This is a genomic window from Achromobacter sp. Root83 (assembly GCF_001428845.1).
GTDB lineage: Bacteria > Pseudomonadota > Gammaproteobacteria > Burkholderiales > Burkholderiaceae_B > Achromobacter.
In genome coordinates this window covers 82,746-105,344 of sequence record NZ_LMIU01000012.1, presented here as the reverse complement: position 1 = coordinate 105,344, position 22,599 = coordinate 82,746, and the positions used below count along the sequence as shown (strand labels likewise).

Below are 22,599 nucleotides of genomic sequence, written 5' to 3'. Positions count from 1 at the left end.
CCGCCGCTTACCGGGCCTGCGCCACGGCTTGCGGCGGTTCGCCCAGCGCCACGGTGTCGCCGGGAAGGATCTCGACCGCCGCGCCGTTATGCAGGCGCAATTGGCCCGAGGTCACGACCCGGTCGCCGGCCTGCAAGCCTTCGGTCACCACCACCCGGCCGCGCAGGCGTTCGGCGGTCTTCACATAGGCTTGCCTGACGGTCAGGCCCTGGGCTTGCTCGCCCTGCTTCGGCTCGGCCACCACGTATACCGAATCGCCATAGGCGCTGTAGCTGACGGCCGTCTCCGGCACTGTGATCACGCCGGGACGGTCCGGCAGGCCGATCCGTCCTTGCGCGTACATTCCCGCGGCCAGGGCGCCGTCGGGGTTGGCAAGCAGCGCTTGCACGCGCACGGTGCGGGTACCGGGATCCACCTGCGGCTCCACCGTGGCGACCATGCCCTCGAACTCGCGCCCGGCATGGGCGTCGACGGTGATTGTCACCGGCTGGCCCGTGCGCAACGCGCCCAGCGCCCGCTCCGGCAGCGTGATGTTGGCGTACATGGAAGAACCGTCGGTCAGGGAGACCAGCGGGTCTCCCGCCCGGGCGAACTGGCCCAGGTTCACCCGGCGCACGCCCAGCACTCCATCGAATGGCGCCTTGACGCGCTTTTGCTCGATCAGCGCCTGCACGCGCCTGATGTCGGCGTCCGCCTGGTCGTGATCGGCCTGGGCCTGGTCAAGCTGTTCGCGCGTGGCCGCCTGCAGCGGCACGAGGCGGCGGGTCCGCTCCAGCAGGGCCCGCGCATTGCGCGCCTGCGCCTGAAGGCGGGCAAGTTCGCCCTGCTCGGGCGCGTCGTTCAGCAGCACCAGCAACTGGCCGGCCTTTACCTGTTCGCCCGGCGTAAACAGAATCTGGGCGACCCGGCCGTCCACCTCCGCCGCCACCAGCACCTGGCGCGTCGCCTCCAGCGAGCCGATGCCGCTCAGGGCCGCCGGAAAATCGGCCTGGACTGCCGCCGCCACCGCCACCTTGGCCGGCGCCATCGCCCATCCGCCCTTTTGCTCGGCGCCGCCGTACTTCCAATAAAGGCCCGCGCCTGCCAGCACCGCCACCAGCGCCACGGCGCCCGCCGTCCACGGCCCAGATCTCGCCTTCATGATTCGCTCTCTTTAAACAAGGATATTCTTGGATAATCCATGATTCCAGCTTTTTCGTCAAAGCGGCTTACGCAATGTCCGGGATAGGAAAGGGCTATGGGCAAAAGAAAAAGCCGCCAGGCGATCCTGGCGGCTTCCGGGGTGTGACGCGCGAACGGCTAGGTCCGCACCATGTGCAGATAGTGGCGGTGCCTTTCGTACTGGTCCAGGATGTCGCCGATCACGGCGTCCCGGCTCCAGCCCATGATGTCGTAGTCCTGCCCGCCCTCGCGCAGATGGACCTCGGCACGGAAGTATTTGCGCTCATCCTCGTCGGCGGCCTCTTCGGGCGTCAGGCTGGGCCGCACAAAGGCCAAAGGTTGCACGGCATAGGAAAAATCCAGGTGCTCGCCATGGGACACCTCCAGGATCGCGCCGCCGTCTTCTTCGTCTTCGCGCACCTCGACGGCATAGCCCTGCTTGCGCAGTTCCTCCGCGACGTCGTCGAACGCCGGCCGCACCACGTCTGAGATGAAGCGCAGCACATGGGCGCGCCGCGGCATCATGACCATGTTGCGCAGCCGCCTTTCCCAGGATTGCCCGCCGCGCGCGGGCCGCGACAAGGTCAGCGATTGATAGCGGATGCCGCGCTTGGTCGCGTCCAGCTTGAGCGCCTTGAACAGCCCCCACAAGGACAGCAGCAGAATGATCGAGAACGGCAGCGCGCTGGCGATAGTGGCGGTTTGCAAAGCGGTCAGGCCGTCGGCCAGCAGCAACGCGATGGCGACCGCGCCCATCGACAGCGACCAGAAGATGCGCTGCCACACCGGCGTGCGGTCCGCTCCGCCCGAGGCCAGCAGGTCCACCACCAGCGCCCCCGAGTCGGCGGACGTGACGAAGAAGACCGCCACCATCGCAATGGCGAAGATGGAAATCACGTTGCTCCAGGGCAGGAGCTCAAGAAAGGCGAACAGCGCCAGCGAACTGTCGGCATCCACGGATTGCGCCAGGCTTTGCACGCCGCCGACCAGGATGAAGTGGATGGCCGTGTCGCCGAACACCGTCATCCAGAACAGGGTGAAGCCCGCCGGTACCAGCAGCACGCCGCAGACAAATTCGCGGATGGTGCGGCCGCGCGAAATGCGCGCGATGAACAGTCCGACGAACGGCGACCAGGCTATCCACCAGCCCCAGTAGAAGAGCGTCCAGCCACCGAGCCAGTCGGTGGGTTCGTAGGCGTACAGGTTGAAGGTCTTGCCGACGATGTCGGACAGATAGGCGCCGGTATTCTGAACGAAAGTCTGGAGCAGAAACACCGTGGGCCCCATGATCAGCACGAACAGCAGCAGGATGACGGCCAGCACCATGTTGGCCTCCGACAGGATGCGGATGCCCTTGTCCAGCCCGCTTGCCACCGACAGCGTCGCCAGGCCGCAGGTGATGATGATCAGGACGATCTGTGCCGTCACCCCCACGGGGATGCCGAACAGGTGGTTCAGGCCGCTGTTCATCTGGGCCACGCCCAGGCCCAGCGACGTCGCCACGCCCAGCACCGTCCCGATGATGGCGAAGATGTCGACGGCGTGGCCGATAGGTCCGTGGATGCGGTTGCCGATCAGCGGATACAGCGCCGAGCGCAAGGTCAGCGGCAGGCCGTGGCGAAAGCTGAAGAAGGCCAGCGTCAGCGCCACCGCCGCGTAGATCGCCCACGCGTGCAAGCCCCAGTGGAAGAAGGTGATCTTCATGGACTCGCGGGCCGCCGCGGCCGTGCCGCCCTCGCCCACCGGCGGAGACATGAAGTGCATGACGGGTTCGGCCACGCCGAAGAACATCAGGCCGATTCCCATGCCCGCCGAGAACAGCATGGCGAACCAGGTGAAGTTGCGGTAATCGGGCTCGCTGTGGTCGGGGCCCAGCTTGATGTCGCCGTAGCGGCTGACCGCCAGGTACGCGACCGACAGCAGGATGATGGCGACCACCAGGATGTAGAACCAGCTCACGTTGCCGAGGATCCAGGCCTGCACGGATTCGAACAGGTCCTGGGCCGCCTGGGGCGCGATGATCGCAAAACCCACCAGCATCAGAATGAACACGGCCGAGGTGAAGAAAACGGGCCGGTTGATGGTCGTGCGCGGACGGGATTCTGAAGTCATGCTGCCGCTCCTTACGCCCAAGGGTCGCGAAGTACGGCGCTGGCCCCCTCAGCCCGGCCGGAGCGCTGCCGGTATTACTATCACGGGCTTGGGCCGGTTGACAATCGAAACCGCGGTTCGGCCGCGCAGCCCTCGCCCGACGCCTGGAGACATTCATGATCGATCACCTGGATCATCTGGTCCTGACCTGCACCGACCCCGACGCCACGGTGGACTTCTACACCCGCATCCTCGGCATGCGGCTGGAGACCTTCGGAGAAGGCCGGCAGGCGTTGCGTTTTGGCAACCAGAAGATCAACCTGCATGTGCGCGGCCGGGAATTCGAACCCAAGGCCCACCTGCCCGTGCCCGGCGCGCTGGATTTGTGCTTCATCGCCGACCGGCCGCTGGACGAGGTGATTGTCCGGCTGAAAGCGGCAGGCGCGCGGATCATCGAAGGACCGGTGCCGCGCACCGGCGCCACCGGGAAGATCCGCTCGGTGTATCTGCGCGACCCCGACCTGAACCTGATCGAGATATCGGAATTGCTGGGCTGAAGCCCCGCGGCCCTATTCCGCTTTGGGATCGCCGAAGACCACGCGGCGGAAAAATCCCGCCAGCACCGCTTCGGTCATTTCTGGGGTGACGGCCTGGGGGTCGAACGCATAGCTGAACTGCATGCCGTCCGACAGGGCCAGCAGGCCCAGCGCGAGCTGTTCGGCCGGCAGCGGCAACGGCGTGCCCACATGCGCCGAAAACTGGCGGATGTATTCAGTGGTGGCCTCGCGCAGCTCGCGCAGACAGGCCGTGAAACCCACCCGGAAGTCCGGATCGCGGGCAGCCTGCAGCTTGGCTTCCATCCAGAGCAGGAAGCAGTCATTTTCGCGGTAATGCGTGCTGTAGTACTCGAGCACACGCGCTTCCATCTGCGAACGGGTCTCGCCGTCTTCGAAGATGGCCCGCATGTCGGCCATGACACTTTCATGGTCGCGCTTGAGCAGTTGCAGGAACAGTTCGGACTTGCTGCTGAAATTCGAGTAGAACGCGCCGCGCGTGTAGCCCGCCTGCTCAGCGATGTCTTCGACGCTGGCGGCGACAAAGCCCTTGGACAGGAAGATCGATTGCGCGGCGTCGAGCAGACGCTGGCGCGTCTGATCTCGGCTCTGCTCGCGGGTAAGGCGGACTTTTGACATGGCGCGAGTTTAGCATTGGCCCGCGTTTCGGATTCATCATTGAATCCAGATACATACCTGTATTAGAATCCACACCGTAGCGAGCCCGGCTCGTCCTTCCTTACGCCCTTTTCCGCGCCGCGAGGTGTTTCGTGAACTGTCCTGGCCCTTGCGCGCGCACCGCCGCCCGCAACGCCGCTGCCTCCGCAGCGCCGACCCTGTCAATTGCCGCCGCCCGCCGCTGGACGCGCCTGCTGGCCCTGCCCGCCGTCCTGGCACTGGCCGCCGCCGGCTGCGGCCGCAAGGAGGCGCCGCCGCCGGCCCCGCGCCCGGTGGTCGCCATGCCAGCCCAGGCCGACGAGCGCCTGCCCGCCTGGACCCTGCCCGGCGAAGTCCAGGCGCGCTACAGCACGCCGCTGTCGTTCCGGGTTGGCGGCAAGATCGTGGAGCGCAAGGTCCGGCTGGGCGATACCGTCGCGGCGGGCCAGACCGTGGCCAGGCTGGATCCGTCCGATGCCACCAAGAACGCCGCCGCCGCCCGCGCGCAGTTGTCGGCGGCCCAGCATCAGCTTGAATACGCACGCCAGCAACTGGACCGGGACCGCGCCCAGGCGCGCGAAAACCTGATCGCCGCCACGCAACTGGAACAGACCCGCAATGCCTACGCCTCGGCGCTGGCCCAGCGCGACCAGGCCGCCCAGCAGGCCGCGCTATCGGCCGATCAGTTGAAATACACCACGCTGCAGGCCGAGCACGCCGGCGTCATCACCGCCGAGCAGGCCGATACCGGACAGAACGTCGAGGCGGCCACTCCCGTCTACCAACTGGCCTGGTCGGGCGACGTCGATGCACTGTGCGACGTACCCGAAAGCGTTCTGGCCGGCCTGGAGATCGGCCAGCGCGCCACCGTCACGCTGGGCCCCCTGCCCGGCCAGACCTTCGCCGCCGTGCTGCGCGAGATCGCGCCGGCCGCCGATCCGCAAAGCCGCACCTACCGCGCCAAGCTCACGCTGGAGTCGCCCACGCCCGAGGTCCGCCTGGGCATGACGGCCAATATCAGCTTCGACAACCGCTCCGCCAATGGCCGCGCGACCTACACCGTGCCGGCCACCGCCCTGTTCCATGACGGCCGCGATCCGGCCATCTGGGTCGTGAAGCCGCAGGAAGACACGCTGGAGCTGCGCCGCGTGCAGGTGCTGCGCTACGACGCGCGCACCGTGACCCTGTCCCACGGGATCGAGGCCGGCGAACGCGTCGTGTGGCAAGGCGTGCACACGGTGTCCGCCGGCGAGAAGGTCCGCGCGGTCCCGCCGCTGCACCCCGAGGACTTTGCGTCATGAGCGCGCCCGGCAAGGACGCCGCGGCCGACGCCCACCGCCACGAGGAAGGCAGGTTCAACTTGTCCGCCTGGGCCTTGCGCCATCAGCCGCTGGTGATCTTCATCATCACGCTGGTCACGCTGTTCGGCGTGCTGTCGTATTCCCGGCTGGCGCAGTCCGAGGACCCGCCGTTCACCTTCCGCGTCATGGTCATCCAGACCCTATGGCCTGGCGCCACCGCCCAGCAGGTGCAGGAACAGGTCACCGACCGCATCGCCAAGAAGCTCCAGGAAACATCCAACACGGATTTCCTGCGCAGCTATTCGCGCCCGGGCGAATCGCTGATCTTCTACACGATGAAGGACTCGGCGCCCGCCAGCACCGTGGCGGACCAGTGGTATCAGGTGCGCAAGAAGGTCGGCGACATCCAGGCGACGCTGCCCCAAGGCGTGCAGGGCCCGTTCTTCAACGACGAGTTCGGCGACGTCTATACCAACATCTATACCCTGCAGGGCGACGGCTTCTCGCCGGCGCAGCTGCACGACTACGCGGACAAGCTGCGCACGGTGCTGCTGCGCGTTCCCGGCGTGGCCAAGGTGGATTACTTCGGGGACCAGCCCGAGCACATCTACATCGAGATCACGAATACCCAGCTCACCCGGTTGGGCGTGTCGCCGCAGCAGATCGCCCAGGCGATCAACACCCAGAACGCCGTGGAGGCCGCGGGCACGCTGACCACCGCGGACGACCGCATCTTCGTTCGGCCCACCGGCCAGTTTCCCAACAGCCGCGCGCTGGCGGACACGCTGATCCGGGTCAACGGCAAGTCCGTCCGGCTGGGCGACATCGCCACGATCCACCGCGGCTACGACGATCCGCCCTCCCAGCAGATGCGCCTCTCCGGCGGCCCGGTGCTGGGCATCGGCATCACCATGCAGCCCGGCCAGGACGTGGTGCGCCTGGGCAAATCGCTGGACGCCAAATTCGGGGAATTGAAGACGCAACTGCCGGCCGGGCTGACGCTGACGGAAGTCTCCAGCATGCCGCAGGCGGTGTCGCACTCGGTCGACGACTTCCTGCGCTCGGTCGCGGAAGCGGTGGCCATCGTGCTGATCGTGAGCCTGGTGTCGCTGGGCTTGCGCACCGGCATGGTGGTGGTGATCTCGATCCCTGTGGTGCTGGCGATCACCGCGCTGTTCATGGACATGTTCGGCATCGGGCTGCACAAGGTGTCGCTGGGCACGCTGGTGCTGGCGCTGGGACTGCTGGTGGACGACGCGATCATCGCCGTCGAGATGATGTCCGTGAAGCTGGAACAGGGCTGGAGCCGGGCGCGGGCGGCGGCCTTCGCGTACACCAGCACCGCCTTCCCCATGCTGACCGGCACACTGGTCACGGTGGCGGGCTTTTTGCCCATCGCGCTGGCCAAGTCCAGCACGGGCGAATACACCCGCTCCATCTTCCAGGTGTCCGCCATCGCGCTGATCACCTCCTGGTTTGCCGCCGTGGTGCTGATTCCGCTGCTGGGTTACCGCCTGCTGCCCGAGCGCAAGCGCGAAGCCCATCTGCCCGACGACCATGAGCACGACATCTACAACACCCGCTTCTACCAGCGCCTGCGCGGCTGGGTGGCGTGGTGCGTGGACCGCCGCTATGTGGTGCTGGCGGGAACCGTGCTGGTGTTCGCCGTGTCGATGGCCGGATTCAAATTCGTGCCTCAGCAGTTCTTCCCCAGCTCGGACCGCACCGAACTGCTGGTCGACGTGCGCCTTCAGGAAGGCGCGTCGTTCGCCGCCACGCTGCGCCAGGTGGAACGCCTGGAAAAGGCGCTGGAAGGCCGGCCCGAGATCGACCACTCCGTCAGCTTCGTCGGCACCGGCGCGCCGCGCTTCTATCTGCCGCTGGACCAGCAGCTCGCCACCCCCAATTTCGCCCAACTGGTCATCACCACCCACTCGGTGGAAGACCGCGAAAAGCTGGCGCAGTGGCTCGAGCCGATGCTGCGCAGCGACTTCCCCGCCATCCGCAGCCGCCTGTCGCGGCTGGAGAACGGGCCCCCCGTCGGCTACCAGGTGCAGTTCCGCGTCAGCGGCGACAAGATCCCGGACGTGCGCGCGGTGGCCGAAAAGGTCGCGGCCGAGGTCCGCGCCGACAAGCGCTCGGCCAACGTGCAGTTCGACTGGGACGAACCGTCCGAACGTTCGGTGCGCTTCGAGATCGACCAGCAGAAGGCGCGTGAGCTGGGCATCAGTTCCAGCGACATCTCGAACTTCCTGGCGATGACGCTGTCGGGCTACACCGTGACGCAATACCGCGAGCGCGACAAGCTGATCAACGTCAGCCTGCGCGCCCCGCGCGAAGAGCGGATCGACCCTGCCCGCCTGGCCACGCTGGCCATGCCCACGTCCAACGGACCGGTTCCGCTGGGCAGCCTGGGTCAGGTGCGCTACGGCCTGGAGTACGGCGTCATCTGGGAGCGCGACCGCCAGCCCACCATCACCGTCCAGGCCGACGTGACCGGCGGCGCGCAAGGCATCGACGTCACGCACGCGATCGACAAGCGGCTCGATGCCCTGCGCGCGGAGCTGCCCGTCGGCTACCGGATCGAGGTCGGCGGCCCGGTCGAGGAAAGCGGCAAGGGACAGTCGTCCATCAATGCGCAGATGCCGCTGATGGCGGTCGCCGTGCTGACGCTGCTGATGGTGCAGCTACAAAGTTTCGCCCGCGTGCTGATGGTGGTGCTGACCGCGCCGCTGGGGCTGATCGGGGTGGTGGCCGCGCTGCTGCTGTTCGGCAAGCCGTTCGGCTTCGTCGCCATGCTGGGAGTGATCGCCATGTTCGGCATCATCATGCGCAACTCGGTCATCCTGGTGGATCAGATCGAACAGGACATCGGCGCGGGCCACAAGCGCGTGGATGCGATCGTCGGCGCCACGGTGCGGCGCTTCCGTCCCATCACGCTGACGGCCGCCGCCGCCGTGCTGGCGCTGATCCCGCTGTTGCGCAGCAATTTCTTCGGCCCGATGGCCACCGCCCTCATGGGCGGCATCACCAGCGCCACGGTGCTGACGCTGTTCTTCCTGCCCGCGCTGTATGCCGCCTGGTTCCGCGTGCGCCATGACGAGCGCGACGAACCGGAAGGCGTGCCGCCCGGCGCCAATGCGGGCGACACGGTGGAACGAGGAGCCTGACGATGCGGATGCATTCTTATCTCACACCCTGGCATCGCGCGCCCTGGCGGCTGGCGGCCCTGCCGCTGGTCCTGGCACTGGGCGCCTGCGCCTTCGCGCCGGACAGCGGGCCGCCCGCGGTGGCGCAGCCCGCGCAGTACGGCGTGGAACCGGCGCCCGCCACGGGCGCCTCCGGCAACGGCGTAGCGCAGCGCTTTGAACGCGGCGCGCAGCCGGTGCCGGCGTGGTGGAAGCGCTACGGATCGGACGCGCTGAACGCCTTGGTAGAAGAAGGCCTGGCCAACAGCCCCGATCTGGCCGCGGCGGAACGCCGCCTGGCCGGCGCGCGCGAGCAACTGCGCGGACAGGTGAATTCGTCGCTGCTGCCATCGGTGGACGCGGGCGCGAGCGCCACGCGCAACCGGGCGCTGACCATGCCCAACCTGCCCCAGCCCACCGCGCTCTACAACGTCTTCACCGGCCAGATCCAGGCGACCTACGACCTGGACCTGTTCGGCGCCGCGCGCTTCGCCAACGCGTCGCTGGCGGCGCAGGTCGAGCAGCAGGCTTTCCAGCTTGAATCCGCGCGGCGCTCGCTGGCAGGCAATATCGTCACCGGCGCCATCACGTCGGCCTCCTTGGCTGAACGCGTGGCGCTGACGGAAAAACAGGTGGTGCTGCTGCGGCAGGTTGCGCGCGACACGCAGCGGCGGTACGAACTGGGGTCGGCCTCGCAGAACGATGCGCTGGACGCCGACCAGGACGCCGCCACGCTGGAGGCTTCGCTGCCCGGCTTACGCGCGCGATGGCACGCGACGCGGCACGCGCTGGCGGTGCTGCTGGGCCGCAATCCCGATCAGGCGCCGCCCGACCTGGCCTTCGCCAGCCTGGCCGTGCCGGCCCAGGTGCCGGTGGTGGTGCCTTCCGAACTGCTGGCCGCGCGCCCGGATATCCAGGTGGCCGAGGCCGTCGTGCAGGCGGCTGCCGCCGACGTGGGCCTGGCGACCGCCCAGTTGTTCCCCAGCCTGTCGCTGTCGGCGTCCATGGGCAAGGGCGGCTTCGGCTGGGCGGACGCGCTCTCCGGCGCCGGATCCATCTGGGCCATCGGCGCATCGCTGACGCAGCCCATCTTCCATGGCGGCGCGCTGCTGGCCGAACGCAGCGCGGCCAAGGAGCGCTACGAGGCTTCGGTGCTGCAATACAAGCAGACCGTGCTGACCGCCTTCCGAGACGTGGCGGACACGTTGTCGCGCCTGGATGCCGGCGGACAGGCTCTGGCCTCGGCCGAAGCGTCGCGGCGGGCGGCGGAGCTGTCCTACCGCAATACGGCCAGCCGCGTGCGGCTGGGCGCGCTGGCGCCGTACACCGAGTACGCCTCCGAGCAGCACTACGTCGCGGCCCGGCTGCGCGAACTGGAATACGCCAACGACAGGCTGACGGAAACGGCGGCGTTGTTCCAGGCGATGGGATCGCCGGTGGACGCCGTGCAAACGGCGCAGCGGCCGCAGTGAGCGGGGCGCCGCCCCGCGCGGCCCGCTAGCCGGTATCAGCCTTTCTTGAACAAGCGCTTGGCGACGCCGACGACGCCCAGCACCACGGCGCCCGCCACGATGCCGAACAAGGCGTTGAGCACGGTGGATGTCAGCGCCTGCACCGCGCCGCCCCCGCCCACCGCGGCGGCGGCGTGCTCAATGACGGCATGCACCGGCGGAATACCGTGGGTCAGGATGGCGCCGCCCACCATGAACATGGCGGCGGTGCCCAATACCGACAAGGTCTTCATCAGATAGGGCGCCGCGCCCACGATGCGCTTGCCCAGCCAGGCGATGGCCTGCGAGGATTTTTGGCTCAGGTACAGGCCCAGGTCGTCCAGCTTGACGATGCCCGCCACCAGGCCATAGACGCCAACCGTCATGGCGATGGCGATGATCGACAGCACCGACACCTGGCGGGTGAAGTCCGCGCCGGCCACGGCGCCGAGGCTGATGACGATGATTTCCGCGGACAGGATGAAGTCGGTGCGTACCGCGCCTTTGATCTTGGCGCGCTCGAACGCCACCATGTCGACCGCCTGGTTCTGCAGGGCCGCGGCCCGCGCCGCGTGATGGCCTTCGGCGGATTCTCCGTGCGGCAGATACTTGTGCGCCAGCTTCTCGACGCCCTCGTAGCAGAGGAATGCGCCGCCCAGCATCAGCAATGGCGTCACGGCCCAAGGCGCAAACGCGCTGATCAAGAGCGCCGCGGGCACCAGGATCAGCTTATTGATGAACGAGCCCTTGGCCACGGCCCATACCACCGGCAGTTCGCGATCTACCGGCACCCCGCTGACCTGCTGGGCGTTCAGCGCCAGATCGTCGCCCAGCACGCCCGCCGTCTTCTTGGCCGCCACCTTGGTCATGACGGAGACGTCATCCAGGATGGTGGCGATATCGTCGAACAATGCGAAGAAGCTGCTACCGGCCATCAAGATTCCCCTCTCGACCATTAAGGTTTCCCGAGTGTACAGGGGCGGCCGCCAGCGGCTCCGGGGGCTACATGGCTTCGATGCGGGGGTACAGGTCGCGGTTCTCGCGCTGCATCCGTTCATGGACCCGGCGCAACACCGTATTGGCGTCATCCCGAAAGCCGGACTCGTCCAGTTCCAGGCTGCGAGCGTTGTTCCAGCGTTTCGCGAAGGACTCGTAGGCCGCGGCGATCGCGTCCATCTCTTCCTGGAATTCGCGGCCCTTGCGCGCCAGATCGGCATCCGCGCTGCGCGCCACGGCCGGATACAGCGCCCTGTCTTCAACGGCCAGATGCAGCTTGATCGTTGCGCTCATGGACACGATGCCCCGCGCGATCTCGGCCGCGTTGCGCGCCACGCCTGCCAGCGCCAGCTTGCGCAGCGACGCGATGCCTTGCAGGATATCCACATGCTGCTGCTTGAATTTATCGATATTCATACGAACTTTCCCGACTGATGCCGCGGGGCCGGCGGGCCCCGCCTTGCTGCCTGCCGCAAGCCCTTCAGGCCTGAGGACGCCCTGCCGGCGCCCCCGCGTTTTCGAACAGGATGTTGTTTTCCAGATGGATGTGCGCCATCAGGTCTTCCTTGAACTGGCGGATGCCCAGGTACAGCGCGCGCCAGGTATTGCAGGCGGCGCGCGGCAGGGTCACATTGTTGGTCAGCGCCAGCAGGCGCTCCAGCGCCACGCCGTGGTCGTCGTGCTCCATGCGCATCACCATGATCGGCATGGTGGCCATGCCGCCGTGGCCCCGCGCCAGCATCGGGAACAGCACCTGTTCCTCTTTCTGCATATGGCTTTCCAGCTCCTGCTGCATGGCGCGCAGATGGTCGGCCAGGCCGGCCGGGCAATCCGGGCTGTCGGCGTGCACCTGCTCGACCTTCAGCGCCAGGCGGATCAGTTCGGGCAGTTGCTGGCGATGCACCTCGTGATAGCGCTCCAGGATGTGGTCCACGAGTTCGGCCGCCGACGCCAGGCCCCAATCCCTTTCCTGCACGGGATTCTGCGCCAGCGCGATCAGGCGGGCCTCGATCTGCGCCGGGTCCAGCGAACGCTGGGCCGCCGCTTCGGCCAGGCTTTTTTTGCCTCCACAGCAGAAGTCCAGTTCGAATTCATGAAATACCTGCGTGGCGCCGGGAATGCTGCGGGCCAACTGGCCCAGGGATTGCTCAACCATGCTCATCGCGTCTCTCCATTGATCATGACGGTACCGAGATAGATGCGAAAACCGTGCCAGGAAAAACTTGAGATTTATCAATCACCTGGAAATTAAAGGGTAGTTATCACCCTGGCCCGGCAGGGTTTTAATCACCCTCGAAAGGTAAAATTCACCCATGCAAAACCTATTGCTTGCCGATCTGGTCGCCGACCTGCCTCCCGCCGTCCGCCTGCAGCGGCTGGTTTCCAGCCTGCGCACGCACTTCCGCTGCGGCGCCGTGGCGCTGCTGCAGCTCGAAGAAGACCATTTGCGCCCCATTGCCGTCGACGGACTGACCCAGGACGCGCTGGGCCGCCGATTCGCCGTGCAGCAACATCCCAGGCTGGCCGCCATCCTTTCCCGGCGCGGCGTGACCTGCTTTCACCACGACAGCACCCTGCCCGACCCCTACGACGGCCTGATCAACGGTATGGCCGGCGAACCGCTGCCCGTGCATGACTGCATGGGCACCAGCCTGCACATCGAGGGCCGGACCTGGGGAGTGCTGACGCTGGACGCGCTGGAGGTCGGCACGTTCGACATGGAGGCCCAGGGCGACCTGCGCGATTACATCGTGCTACTGGAGGCCGCGCTGCGGACCACCCGCCTGGAAGCCGAGATCCGCGCGCTGCGCGTGGCCCGCGGGCAGGCCCCGGCGGACAACGCCGCCCCCGCCGGCAGCGACATCCTGGGCCAGAGCGAATCCATCGGCCGCCTGCTGCACGAAATCGACGTCGTGGCCGACTCCGAACTGCCCATCCTCCTGCTCGGTGAAACGGGGGTGGGCAAGGAGCTGTTCGCGCATCGCGTGCACGGCCTCTCGCGCCGGCGCGACAAGCCGCTGGTGCATGTGAACTGCGCCGCCTTGCCCGAATCCCTGGCCGAAAGCGAATTGTTCGGCCACGCCAAAGGCGCTTTTTCCGGCGCCGTCGCCGACCGCCCCGGCCGGTTCGAAGCCGCCAACGGCGGCACGCTGTTCCTGGATGAAGTCGGCGAACTGCCGTTACTGGTGCAGGCCAAGCTGCTGCGTACCCTGCAGAACGGTGAAATCCAGCGGCTGGGCGACGACCGCCCCCGCACCGTGGACGTGCGCATCGTGGCGGCCACCAACCGCAGCCTGCGCGACCTGGTCCGCGCGGGCGACTTCCGCGCCGACCTGTACCACCGGCTGTCGGTCTACCCGATTCCCATTCCCCCGCTACGCGACCGTGGCAACGACGTGCTGCTGCTGGCCGGGCGCTACCTGGAACTGAACCGGGCGCGGCTCGGCCTGCGCAGCCTGCGGCTGTCGCCCGACGCTGAAGAGTTGATGCGGCGCTATCGCTGGCCGGGCAACGTGCGCGAGCTGGAACACGTCATCAGCCGCGCGGCCATCAAGGCCGTCAGCCATGGGGCCAGCCGAAATGAAATTGTGACCTTGGGCGTCAAACTGCTGGATCTGTCCGATGGCGATATGCCGACGCCTCTGGCGGACGATCCGGCGGACATGCCGGCACCCGGCGCGCCCGCGCAGTCGCTGCGCGATGCGGTGGACGCCTGCCAGCGCCAGGCCATACGGCGGGCGCTGGACGCGCACCAGGGCAACTGGGCGGTGGCCGCGCGGGCCCTGGACGTAGACCCCAGCAACCTGCACAAACTGGCTCGGCGCATCGGCCTGAAGCCCTGAGCCGGTGGCGCCGGCCCATTGATCAATCAGGCTGGCCTGGCGTGCGCATCGACGACAAGGCGGCCATGATTGATGGCCGCATCCACCGCCATTCCCGGGCTGGAAACGAATCCGCCGGACGCGAACAACGGCACGTCATGCGGTTCTCCGAGCTTGTCCTGATCGCTTGCGAGTTCCACGGCAACCGTTGCAGTGAAAGCGGGCCGGCTGGTGCCCCCGACGGAAATCCGGGAGACGCTTGCAGTCAATCGGTAGCCCTTATAGACCATATTGTTGTGAAACATGAAGCCCCCAATACCTGAGCTGAAGGCCCCTGCGGGCCTTCTCGTTCATAAAGTGCGGATCTGAGTTGCGTGAGGGCCTTTGGCGCCTTGAGCGGTCACGTAGCTGACGCGCTGATTTTCAAGAAGCACCTTGTGGCCGTCGCTGACGATTTCGGAGAAATGCGCGAACAAATCCTTGCCGCCATTCTCGGGCATGATGAAACCAAAACCCTTGGCGTCGTTGAACCATTTAACAATTCCGGTTTCCATATTCGCTTTCCTTTGAATGCGGGCAATGCCCGCGAAATGAGCCTGTCAAGGAAAGGACTGCGAACAATGAAGCGCCCAAAGGCTGGAAGACTGAAGGGTGCAAGACCGGACGAAAATCACGATGCTCGAAAAGGTTCAATACGACTATGGGCGCCAGGTGGGGGAAAGTCAATTGGCGTTTCCAATTAGCACCTTAATGTGGCGTAGCCTGCGTTTTGACGTATTTTCTCCGTAAAAAGCCGGCATATCACTGCGCGTTGCCACCCACCCCGGTCACAGCACTTACACTTATTGAGTAACTATCGCTGCGCGTGCACCGTCGTGCCAACTAAAGCGCGTATGCTGATCAAATGGTGTTTGAACGCGCGTCGCCTCGCCGTATCGCCATATTGGAGTACGGCAATGGTCAAACAGCGCAATCGCGTGACGCAAACTCGTCCAAATATACTCATCCCGCATACAGCCTGCGTGCTGACGGCGGATTCGGCGTGAGCGCGATCAGAAGGTCCATCACCAGATTCGCGAACGCCTGCGTCAAACTGCTGCCCTCGGCACCCCCGCCCCCCAGCGGCGGAGAGCCCAGGCGCGAGCCTCGGCGCGACACCTCCGCGATCTCGTCGCCGTGGCGCATCTACCGCATCTATGCTCGCCCCGGCCATCTGCTGATGCGCAACGAACAAGGCCGCATACTGGACCTGGGCGTCATGAAGGGCGTCGAGCCCAATCTGACCTACCGGCTTTTCGCCCGCGACATGCAAGGTAAAGGCTTCGCCACCCGCACCCAGTTGCTGGACGACATCGCCCGCCGCATCGAAGCGGGCGAGGTCACCAAGGAGCTGCTGACCCTGCCCGAATGGGACCAGCCGCTAGGCGCGGACCTGGACCGGGGCACGCATACCGACGTGTCGATGAAGCTGGGACGCTAGCGCCCAGGGCCTACGGCGATCGCCTCAACAACGACATGGCGATGCCGGTGCCAGGCGGGAAATGGCGTCCAACACAATATCCGCCACCAGCTTGCCGGCCTCCCATTGCGGCATGTGGCCCGCGTCGGGCAACAGGTGCAACGCAGTCCGCGGCGGCGCGTTCAGCGCGTGCCGCCACGGGACGATGGCGTCGCGCCGTCCATGGATGATGGTGCAGCGGCATGGAACCTCAGCCAGGTCCGGGACGATATTCAGTTGCTGCACCCCGTTCCAGGCCACCTCCCTGCACAATTCCATAAGCGGTTCGCGCCGGGCCTGGGTACTTTGACGCAAGGCGTCGATAAAGCCGCCCGACGGCGTCATGCCCGAGACGGTGAGTTTCCGCAGTTCGCGTTGTGCCGCCTCGTTGGTGCCGGCGTGCGTCATGCCTGTAAGAAACCCCTGATCGATTTCGGTACCCAATCCGACCGGCGCGATCAGGATCAGCGCGTCCGCGTTGATGCCGGGCCGGGACGCGGCCCTGGCCGCAACCGCGGCGCCGAACGAATGGCCGATCAGGATCACCGGGCCGTCGCATTGGGAGGCGATCGCGTCCGTGACGGTATCGACGATGTCCTCGAAGCGAGTCGCCTCGGAACGGGTTGCGCCGTGGCAGGGCAGATCCATCGTCAGCACTCGCAAGCCGGCCCGGCTGAGCGCATGCACAAGGCTGGCCCATGCGTCCCGGTCGCCGAACATGCCATGGACCAGCATCACGGTCCGACCGCCCGGATGGGCCTCAGACTCCCATAGTGTCAATCGCAAGTCCCCGTGGCGGGTCGTGGCCCAGGCCTCCCGCCTGCCTTCCTTGGTGCCGTCGTGCTCCGAAGCGCGCGCTTTCCTCTGGGTCAGCGCGACATCCGCCACGGTCACACGGCCATTCGGCCCCGAGCCCGGCACCGCGTCCAGCGCAATGCCACGCTCGGCGGCCTCGCGGCGCGCGGCGGGCGTAGCGAATTTGCGCATCCCCGGGGACGCGGCGGCGACGGCGCCCGGCTGCCTTGCCGCCGGATCCCGCGCCGCGCTCCCCGGCGCGGCGCCCGCGGCCGTGTCGGGCGGAGCCGGCTGCAGACCGGCCGGGGTTTCGGCATCCGGCGCATCGCCTTCCACCTGGATCCTTGCAATCAGCGTATCCGCGTTCACGATGCCGTCGACAGCGATCAGATGCTCCACCATGATCCCGTCTTCGTGCGCGGGCACCTCGATGATGGACTTGTCGGTCTCGATCTCGACCAGCACATCGCCCGCCTTGAACGCCTGGCCCGGCGTCACGACCCAGGCGACCAGGCGGGCGGCATCCAGCGTTTCGCCGGTCGGGGGGACCGCCATGTCTAGCGTTCTTGCCATGCTCTTTCCTTGGAAATTCCGACAGGGCTCGGGGCATCGAACAGGCCCGGGGCGCGGGAAGACGGCGCCTTAGGCCGCGGGATTCATGAACTGGATGAACTCCGTAATGGCGCCTTCGGGTTCCATCAGGTAGAACACCTTGGTGCGCCCCTGCCGCAGGATCCGCGGCGAGGACACGCTTTGGTAGCCGGCGCGAGCCGCCTGCTCGTAGACGGCGTCCACGTCCTCGACCTCGAACGCCATATGGCTGTAGCCGAAATCGCATTGCCGCCTAGGCCGCTTGTCGCCGTCCGGGGTGTAGTACTTGAACAGCTCGACCCGGTGCGAACCCCGGCGCAGCATTGCCCAGCGTATGGTCGCTCCCGGCAGGCCGACCACCTCGCTCAGCGCAGGCTCGGAGCGATGGTCCATTTCCCCTTCGAGCTCGAAGCCCAGAAAATCCGTATAGAAGTTCCGGGCCCTCTCGAAATCGTTGACGCACACGGCCGTGTGATGCGCGGCAAGCAGCTTGTCTTTCAGCATTTTTTGTCTCCCAGGCAAGGGCCCCTGCATCAGCGGGAACCGCCGCGGCGGCTGTCCAGAGTCCTCAGGGCCGTTTCAACGGCATGCGCGTCCGCCAGCGCCGCCCTCTCCAGCACCTTGGATACGACCGGCGACGAATTGGAACCGGTAACGTGAACGATCTCGTGGTCCAGCCAATCAAACAGCCGCGCTTGCGCGTCGCTGGCCAGGCGTGAACCGATCGACGTGCCGCGCGTGGTCTGCTCCACGATCATCAGCGCCTGCGTACGCCTGACGCCCGCCTCGATGGTTTCCCAGTCGATGCCCAGGGGGTCCAGCGTGCGCAGATCGATCACCTGCGCGTCGATGCCCGTGCGTTCGGCCGCCTGGCAGCAGACGTCGACCATGACGCCGTAGGTCAGGATCGTGCAGCGCGCGCCGTCCCGCGCCACGCGGGCTCGTCCTATGGGGATGATGTAGTCCCAATCCCCAGCCGGCACTTTGTCCACTTTTTTGAAGAGGTCGTTGAACTCCACGATCAGGACCGGATCGCTGCAACGCAGCGCCGCATTGAGCAGCCCGATATAGTCATAAGGACGCGAGGGCGCCAGGATGCGCCATCCGGGGTATTGCGCGAACAGGCCGCTGGCGTCCATCGAATGCTGGGAGCCATAACCGGTGCCGGCCGTGACCCGGCTGCGCACCAGCACGGGCACCGCGAACTTTCCGCCGAACATGTGGCGCACCTTGGCGATCTGGTTGAACAACTGGTCCGCCGCGACCAGCGCGAAATCCGGATACATGATCTCCACCACGGGCCGCATGCCGTTCAGCGCGGCGCCCAGGGCCAGCCCGGTAAAGCCGTTTTCGCATATCGGCGTGCCGATCAGCCGTTCCGGAAAGTGGTCGCCGATGTCCTTGGTGGCGCCCGCCGTTCCTCCCTTGAGCCGGTGCACATCCTCGCCCAGGATGAAGATGCCGTCGTCGCGACGCATGTTCAGCAGCATTGCCCGCGCAATCACATCCTGGAACTTGGCGTCTTCAAGGCCGGCTGGCGCCTGGTCTTCCAGCTCGGCGATCCGCTCACCCGCAAGCTCGCTCAGGTCGCCCCGGATGCCCGTGTCCACGCTGGCCGGATCTGGCCACAGCTCGGGGCGGATGCGCTGAGACTTCTCGTCTCCGTAGTGCTCCAGCAGCCGGTCCAGCGCACCGTCGATCAGTTCATCCGCGCGGCGCTCGAGCAAGGTGATGCCGGCCTGGTCGATCAGGCCCAGGGCCTGCAATTGCGCGGGGAACGCCTGCGCGGGGTCGCGCGCCTGCCAGGCCTCTTCCTCTTCCTTGTCGCGATAGCGGAAGGCGCTGCCCTTCAAGGCGCCGGACTGATGCAGGTAGCGGTAGGTCTGCGCTTCCAGCAGCACGGGCCCGCCGTCGCGCCCGATGATGGCAAGCGCCTCCTGCATGGCCAGGCGCGCGGCCACGACATCCATGCCGTCGAACTCAATGGCCGGCACCCCCAGCGACAGGCCGCGAGCCGACAGCCGGGTCTCGCGGGTCTGCTCCGAGACGTGCGTGGACACGGCGTAGAGATTGTTCTCGACGAAAAAGATCGTGGGCGTGCTGTAAAGGGCCGCCAGGTTCATGGCTTCGTAGGCGGCGCCGCTCTGCATGGCGCCGTCGCCGAAAAAAGCCACGGACACATGGCCGCGCCCGCGCAGTTTGTCGGCGAACGCGTAGCCGACGGCGTGCGAGGGGTTGCCGCCCACGATGGCGTTCGAGCCATAGATTCCCGCCTCGGGGTAACGCAAATGCATCGAGCCGCCCCGCCCCCCGCAATAGCCGGGCGTCAGGCCCAGGATTTCGGCGTAGGTCCGGTACACCACGTCGCGGTGCGATTCCAGCGTGCCCGAGGCCAGCGGAGAATAGCCTGCCGGCGTGGCGTGGTTCAGCGCCTTGGCCAGGAACTGGTGGTGCATCCGGTGCGTGCCGTTGATCTTGTCCGCCGACTGCAGCACCGACATGGCGCCGACCGCCGCGCCGTCCTGCCCAATGCTTGAATGCGCCGGACCGTGCAGAATGCCGGCCACGCTCAGCTTCAGGAGCTGTTCCTCGAAGCGCCGGATCAGCAGCAGCTGTTCCAGCATCCTGAGCATTTCGCGCGGCTCGATGGCCCGCGCGTCGGCGGCGGTGACGTCGAGTCTCCACCATGGAGTCTCGGTCTTCAAGGCGGCGAGCCGGGAGGTCATCGCGTCGTCTCCGTATTGAGGTTTCGAGCCGGACGCCGGCATGGCGCCGTCATGGGTGTGCTTCATCGCCTTGCTCCTTCAGTGCGCCTCAGCCAGCGCGGCGTCCAGCGGTTCGGTTTCCTGCGCGCGGAGCAGCTTCCAGATGTGCGTGCGCAGATGCACAAACGCCTCCATGTCCATAACGTCCTCGATCCTCTCCATGCTGTCCCAGGCTTCGCGCTTGCGCACGTCGACGACGTTGATGATTTCCTTGATCCGCCCCGGCCGGCCCGTCAGCACCACGACCCGATCCGACAGGTACACCGCTTCCTCGACGCTGTGCGTGATGAACAGCACCGTGCGCGGATTGATCCGGGACAGCTTGACCAGTTCTTCCTGCATGACCACGCGGGTCTGGGCGTCCAGCGCGCCGAACGGCTCGTCCATCAGCAGCACATCGGGATCCAGCGCATAGCTGCGCGCGATGGCGACGCGCTGCTGCATGCCGCCGGACAGTTGGTGGGGGTATGCCTGCTCGTACCCCGCCAGGCCCATCAGGTCGATATAGCGCGCCACCGTCGCGGCCCTCGCTTCGCGCGAGACACCCTTGCATTTCAGACCGAAGCCGATGTTCTCGGTCACGGTCTTCCATGGAAAGAGCGCGAACTGCTGGAACACGACCGCGCGGTCGGGCCCCGGCTGGACGACCTCCTTTCCGCCCACCCGCACGCTACCCGCGGACGGAAATTCCAGGCCCGCCGCCATTCTCATCAGCGTAGTCTTGCCGCAGCCGGACGGCCCGACGATGGAGACGAACTCCCTTTCCCCCACCTCGAAGCTCACGTCCTCCAGCGCGAGAAATTGCTCCCCGCCCCGGCTGAATGTCCGCTGCACCCGCTCGAAGGTAATCTGACTCATGCCTCTGGTTCCTTTTCTTCGTTGCCCCCGTGGGGAAGCGGTCAATGCGTCCGGAGCACGATCTTGGCCGCCGCGGAACGTCCCTGGTCCAGGTCCGAAAAAGCCTCTGCTCCGTCTTCCAGCGGGCGTTCATCTATCCATGCCAGGTCGCCGAACACGCCGCGATACAGCGCGTCCACCGCGGCCCGCATGTCCGCCGTCGTGTAGGTGTACGCCCCGACCAGCGTGATCTCCTCCAGTGTGAGCCGGCGCATGTCGATCTCGCTGGCCCAATCCTGCAGGCCGACGTGCAGCATGACGCCGCCCGCCTGGACCGCCGCCAGTGCAAGCGGGCGCGTGAGCGCTCCCCCAACCGCGTCTATGACCAGTTCGAAGCCGCCGGCCGCCGGCGGGCATTCCCGCGGATCGAAGGCGAGGCAGCCCGCGTGCTTTTGCGCGGACGCGCGCCGAAGTCCGTTGGTCTCCGCCAGACTGACCCTGCAGCCCTGGCTGCGCAGCAGCAGCGCGGCAAGCAGCCCGATCGCGCCACCGCCGATCACAAGCACCCTCGCCTCCGCCAGCGGGCGGAACAGCGCGCGCTGCGCCAGCATGACGCCGTGCAGGGCCGTGGCCGCCGGCTCCGTCAGCGCCGCCGCGCGGGCCGACATGTCCTGCGGGATCGCGATCAGGCAGCGTTCGGGTATGGACATCAACTCGGCGAATGCGCCAGGCCGCGTCATGCCCACCATGGAACGGTTGCGGCACAGATTGTTGCGGCCCTGGACGCAGAAATCGCAATAGCCGCAGTGGATTAGGGGGTTCGCCGTGACCCGTTCGCCCGCGCGGCTGCCGCCGACCAGTTCGCCCACGAATTCATGGCCGAGGATCAGGGGCGGATTGCGGCGGGGATCATGCCCGTGATACGCATGCATGTCCGAGCCGCAGATGCCCACGGCCTCGATGCGCAGCAGCGCATCGCCGTCCGCCAGGGAAGGATCCGGCTCTTCGCGGAACATGAGTTCGCGGGGCGCTGTGTACACCAAGGCTTTCATGGCGGGATTCCATAGAAGTTGCCGTTCAACGGGCCGAAAAACCGCCATCGACGAACAGCGTCTGTCCAGTGATATAGGCCGATGCCTCGCTCGCCAGGAACACCGCGGCGCCGTGCAGGTCGCTCAACCGGCCGTTGCGCCCGATCATGGTGCTCTGGGCCAGCGTCCGCACCCGGGCCGGATCGCTCATCAGCGGCGCGGTCAGCGGCGTCTCGAAGAAGCCTGGCGCGATCGCATTGCAGGTCACGCCATGGCGGGACCAGTATTCCGCGATGGCGCGAGTCAGCTGCATGAGGCCACCCTTGGACGCGCCATAGGGCGCGCTATCAGGAAAGGCGCGCACGCATTGGAGCGACGTGATGTTGATGATCCTTCCCCAACCCCGCTCCCGCATGGCAGGCGCCAGCGCGCGGGTCAGCAGGAACGGCGCGGTCAGATTGATCGCCAGCGAGCGGTCCCAATCATCGTCGCCGTTGGCCTCGAAGGGCTTGCGCACATTGATGCCGGACGCGTTGACCAGGATGTCGGGAGCGCCGTATGGCTGCGCAGCGCGCTGCGCGAGGCCGCGCAGCGCCTCGCGGTCAGCCAGGTCACAAGGCAGCGCCTGTGCCTCCAGGCCTTGCGCCGCGAACTCGCTCACCGCGCTGGCCAGCTCCGCTTCGCGCCGCGCCACCAGCACCACTCGGGCTCCGGCCCGCGCCAGCGCCTGGCCGATGGCTTTGCCGATGCCCGAGCTGCCGCCGCTTACCAGCGCAACGCGATCTCCCAGATCGAACAATCGGGATATATCGTTCTGCATGA

General features: G+C 66.7%; 20 protein-coding genes. 6 read left to right on the top strand and 14 right to left on the bottom strand.

Annotation, left to right across the window (positions count from 1 at the left end):
* Positions 1 to 7 precede the first annotated feature (7 nt).
* Positions 8 to 1,141 carry an efflux RND transporter periplasmic adaptor subunit gene (locus tag ASE30_RS12850; RefSeq protein ID WP_057284695.1) on the bottom strand — a complete coding sequence of 378 codons (1,134 nt, stop codon included), beginning with the start codon at positions 1,139 to 1,141 and terminating at the stop codon, positions 8 to 10.
* A gap of 158 nt (positions 1,142 to 1,299) precedes the next feature.
* On the bottom strand, positions 1,300 to 3,273 hold the full coding sequence (locus ASE30_RS12845) for a choline BCCT transporter BetT (RefSeq protein ID WP_057284694.1): 1,974 nt from the start codon (positions 3,271 to 3,273) through the stop codon (positions 1,300 to 1,302).
* Positions 3,274 to 3,428: 155 nt separating this feature from the next.
* Here ASE30_RS12845 and ASE30_RS12840 point away from each other — a divergent pair, with 155 nt between their 5' ends.
* Positions 3,429 to 3,809: a VOC family protein gene (locus tag ASE30_RS12840; RefSeq protein WP_057284693.1), complete on the top strand. Its 381-nt coding sequence runs from the start codon at positions 3,429 to 3,431 to the stop codon at positions 3,807 to 3,809.
* Between the two features lie 12 nt (positions 3,810 to 3,821).
* On the opposite strand, the gene ASE30_RS12835 is transcribed toward ASE30_RS12840, so the two are convergent.
* Positions 3,822 to 4,445 (bottom strand): TetR/AcrR family transcriptional regulator, encoded by a 624-nt coding sequence (locus tag ASE30_RS12835; RefSeq protein WP_057284692.1) that lies wholly within the window; start codon positions 4,443 to 4,445, stop codon positions 3,822 to 3,824.
* Positions 4,446 to 4,642: 197 nt separating this feature from the next.
* On the opposite strand from ASE30_RS12835, the gene ASE30_RS12830 reads away from it, so the two are divergent.
* Genes ASE30_RS12830 through ASE30_RS12820 form a run of 3 tightly spaced genes read left to right on the top strand, consistent with a single transcriptional unit; the run spans position 4,643 to position 10,424 of the window.
* Positions 4,643 to 5,764 carry an efflux RND transporter periplasmic adaptor subunit gene (locus ASE30_RS12830; protein WP_369819324.1) on the top strand — a complete coding sequence of 374 codons (1,122 nt, stop codon included), beginning with the start codon at positions 4,643 to 4,645 and terminating at the stop codon, positions 5,762 to 5,764.
* Positions 5,761 to 8,934, top strand: a complete 3,174-nt coding sequence (locus tag ASE30_RS12825; protein ID WP_057284691.1) for an efflux RND transporter permease subunit — start codon at positions 5,761 to 5,763, stop codon at positions 8,932 to 8,934. The genes ASE30_RS12830 and ASE30_RS12825 overlap by 4 nt, the downstream gene beginning before the upstream one ends.
* Positions 8,935 to 8,936: 2 nt before the next feature.
* The gene (locus ASE30_RS12820; protein ID WP_057284690.1) at positions 8,937 to 10,424 is read left to right on the top strand and encodes an efflux transporter outer membrane subunit; all 1,488 of its coding nucleotides are present in this window, start codon (positions 8,937 to 8,939) and stop codon (positions 10,422 to 10,424) included.
* Between the two features lie 35 nt (positions 10,425 to 10,459).
* On the opposite strand, the gene ASE30_RS12815 is transcribed toward ASE30_RS12820, so the two are convergent.
* The 3 genes from ASE30_RS12815 to ytfE form a co-directional block, all read right to left on the bottom strand.
* Entirely contained in the window at positions 10,460 to 11,377 is a 918-nt protein-coding gene (locus ASE30_RS12815; RefSeq protein ID WP_057284689.1) for a DUF808 domain-containing protein, read from the bottom strand.
* A gap of 67 nt (positions 11,378 to 11,444) precedes the next feature.
* A complete protein-coding gene (locus ASE30_RS12810; protein WP_057284688.1) occupies positions 11,445 to 11,855 on the bottom strand; it encodes a hemerythrin domain-containing protein in 411 nt (136 codons plus the stop codon).
* A gap of 64 nt (positions 11,856 to 11,919) precedes the next feature.
* Positions 11,920 to 12,600 carry an iron-sulfur cluster repair protein YtfE gene (gene ytfE / locus ASE30_RS12805; RefSeq protein ID WP_057284687.1) on the bottom strand — a complete coding sequence of 227 codons (681 nt, stop codon included), beginning with the start codon at positions 12,598 to 12,600 and terminating at the stop codon, positions 11,920 to 11,922.
* Positions 12,601 to 12,751: 151 nt separating this feature from the next.
* On the opposite strand from ytfE, the gene norR reads away from it, so the two are divergent.
* Positions 12,752 to 14,281: a nitric oxide reductase transcriptional regulator NorR gene (gene norR, locus ASE30_RS12800; protein WP_057284686.1), complete on the top strand. Its 1,530-nt coding sequence runs from the start codon at positions 12,752 to 12,754 to the stop codon at positions 14,279 to 14,281.
* A 26-nt stretch (positions 14,282 to 14,307) separates the two neighbouring features.
* On the opposite strand, the gene ASE30_RS12795 is transcribed toward norR, so the two are convergent.
* Entirely contained in the window at positions 14,308 to 14,565 is a 258-nt protein-coding gene (locus ASE30_RS12795) for a hypothetical protein (protein ID WP_057284685.1), read from the bottom strand.
* Between the two features lie 45 nt (positions 14,566 to 14,610).
* Complete coding sequence (locus tag ASE30_RS12790) at positions 14,611 to 14,814, bottom strand: cold-shock protein (protein ID WP_025137012.1); 204 nt, start codon at positions 14,812 to 14,814, stop codon at positions 14,611 to 14,613.
* Between the two features lie 488 nt (positions 14,815 to 15,302).
* On the opposite strand from ASE30_RS12790, the gene ASE30_RS12785 reads away from it, so the two are divergent.
* Positions 15,303 to 15,740 (top strand): hypothetical protein, encoded by a 438-nt coding sequence (locus tag ASE30_RS12785; RefSeq protein WP_057284684.1) that lies wholly within the window; start codon positions 15,303 to 15,305, stop codon positions 15,738 to 15,740.
* A 24-nt stretch (positions 15,741 to 15,764) separates the two neighbouring features.
* Here the strand turns inward: ASE30_RS12785 and ASE30_RS12780 are convergent, their stop codons facing one another.
* From ASE30_RS12780 to ASE30_RS12755, 6 genes are all read right to left on the bottom strand, one after another.
* Positions 15,765 to 17,126 (bottom strand): alpha/beta fold hydrolase, encoded by a 1,362-nt coding sequence (locus ASE30_RS12780; protein WP_082601570.1) that lies wholly within the window; start codon positions 17,124 to 17,126, stop codon positions 15,765 to 15,767.
* A gap of 69 nt (positions 17,127 to 17,195) precedes the next feature.
* Positions 17,196 to 17,648, bottom strand: a complete 453-nt coding sequence (locus tag ASE30_RS12775; protein ID WP_057284682.1) for a VOC family protein — start codon at positions 17,646 to 17,648, stop codon at positions 17,196 to 17,198.
* A gap of 29 nt (positions 17,649 to 17,677) precedes the next feature.
* A complete protein-coding gene (locus ASE30_RS12770) occupies positions 17,678 to 19,936 on the bottom strand; it encodes a thiamine pyrophosphate-dependent enzyme (protein WP_235515260.1) in 2,259 nt (752 codons plus the stop codon).
* 12 nt (positions 19,937 to 19,948) lie between these two features.
* Positions 19,949 to 20,767 (bottom strand): ABC transporter ATP-binding protein, encoded by an 819-nt coding sequence (locus ASE30_RS12765; RefSeq protein ID WP_057284681.1) that lies wholly within the window; start codon positions 20,765 to 20,767, stop codon positions 19,949 to 19,951.
* Between the two features lie 41 nt (positions 20,768 to 20,808).
* Positions 20,809 to 21,798 (bottom strand): alcohol dehydrogenase catalytic domain-containing protein, encoded by a 990-nt coding sequence (locus ASE30_RS12760; protein ID WP_057284680.1) that lies wholly within the window; start codon positions 21,796 to 21,798, stop codon positions 20,809 to 20,811.
* Positions 21,799 to 21,823: 25 nt separating this feature from the next.
* Positions 21,824 to 22,597, bottom strand: a complete 774-nt coding sequence (locus tag ASE30_RS12755; protein ID WP_057284679.1) for an SDR family NAD(P)-dependent oxidoreductase — start codon at positions 22,595 to 22,597, stop codon at positions 21,824 to 21,826.
* Positions 22,598 to 22,599: the final 2 nt, after the last annotated feature.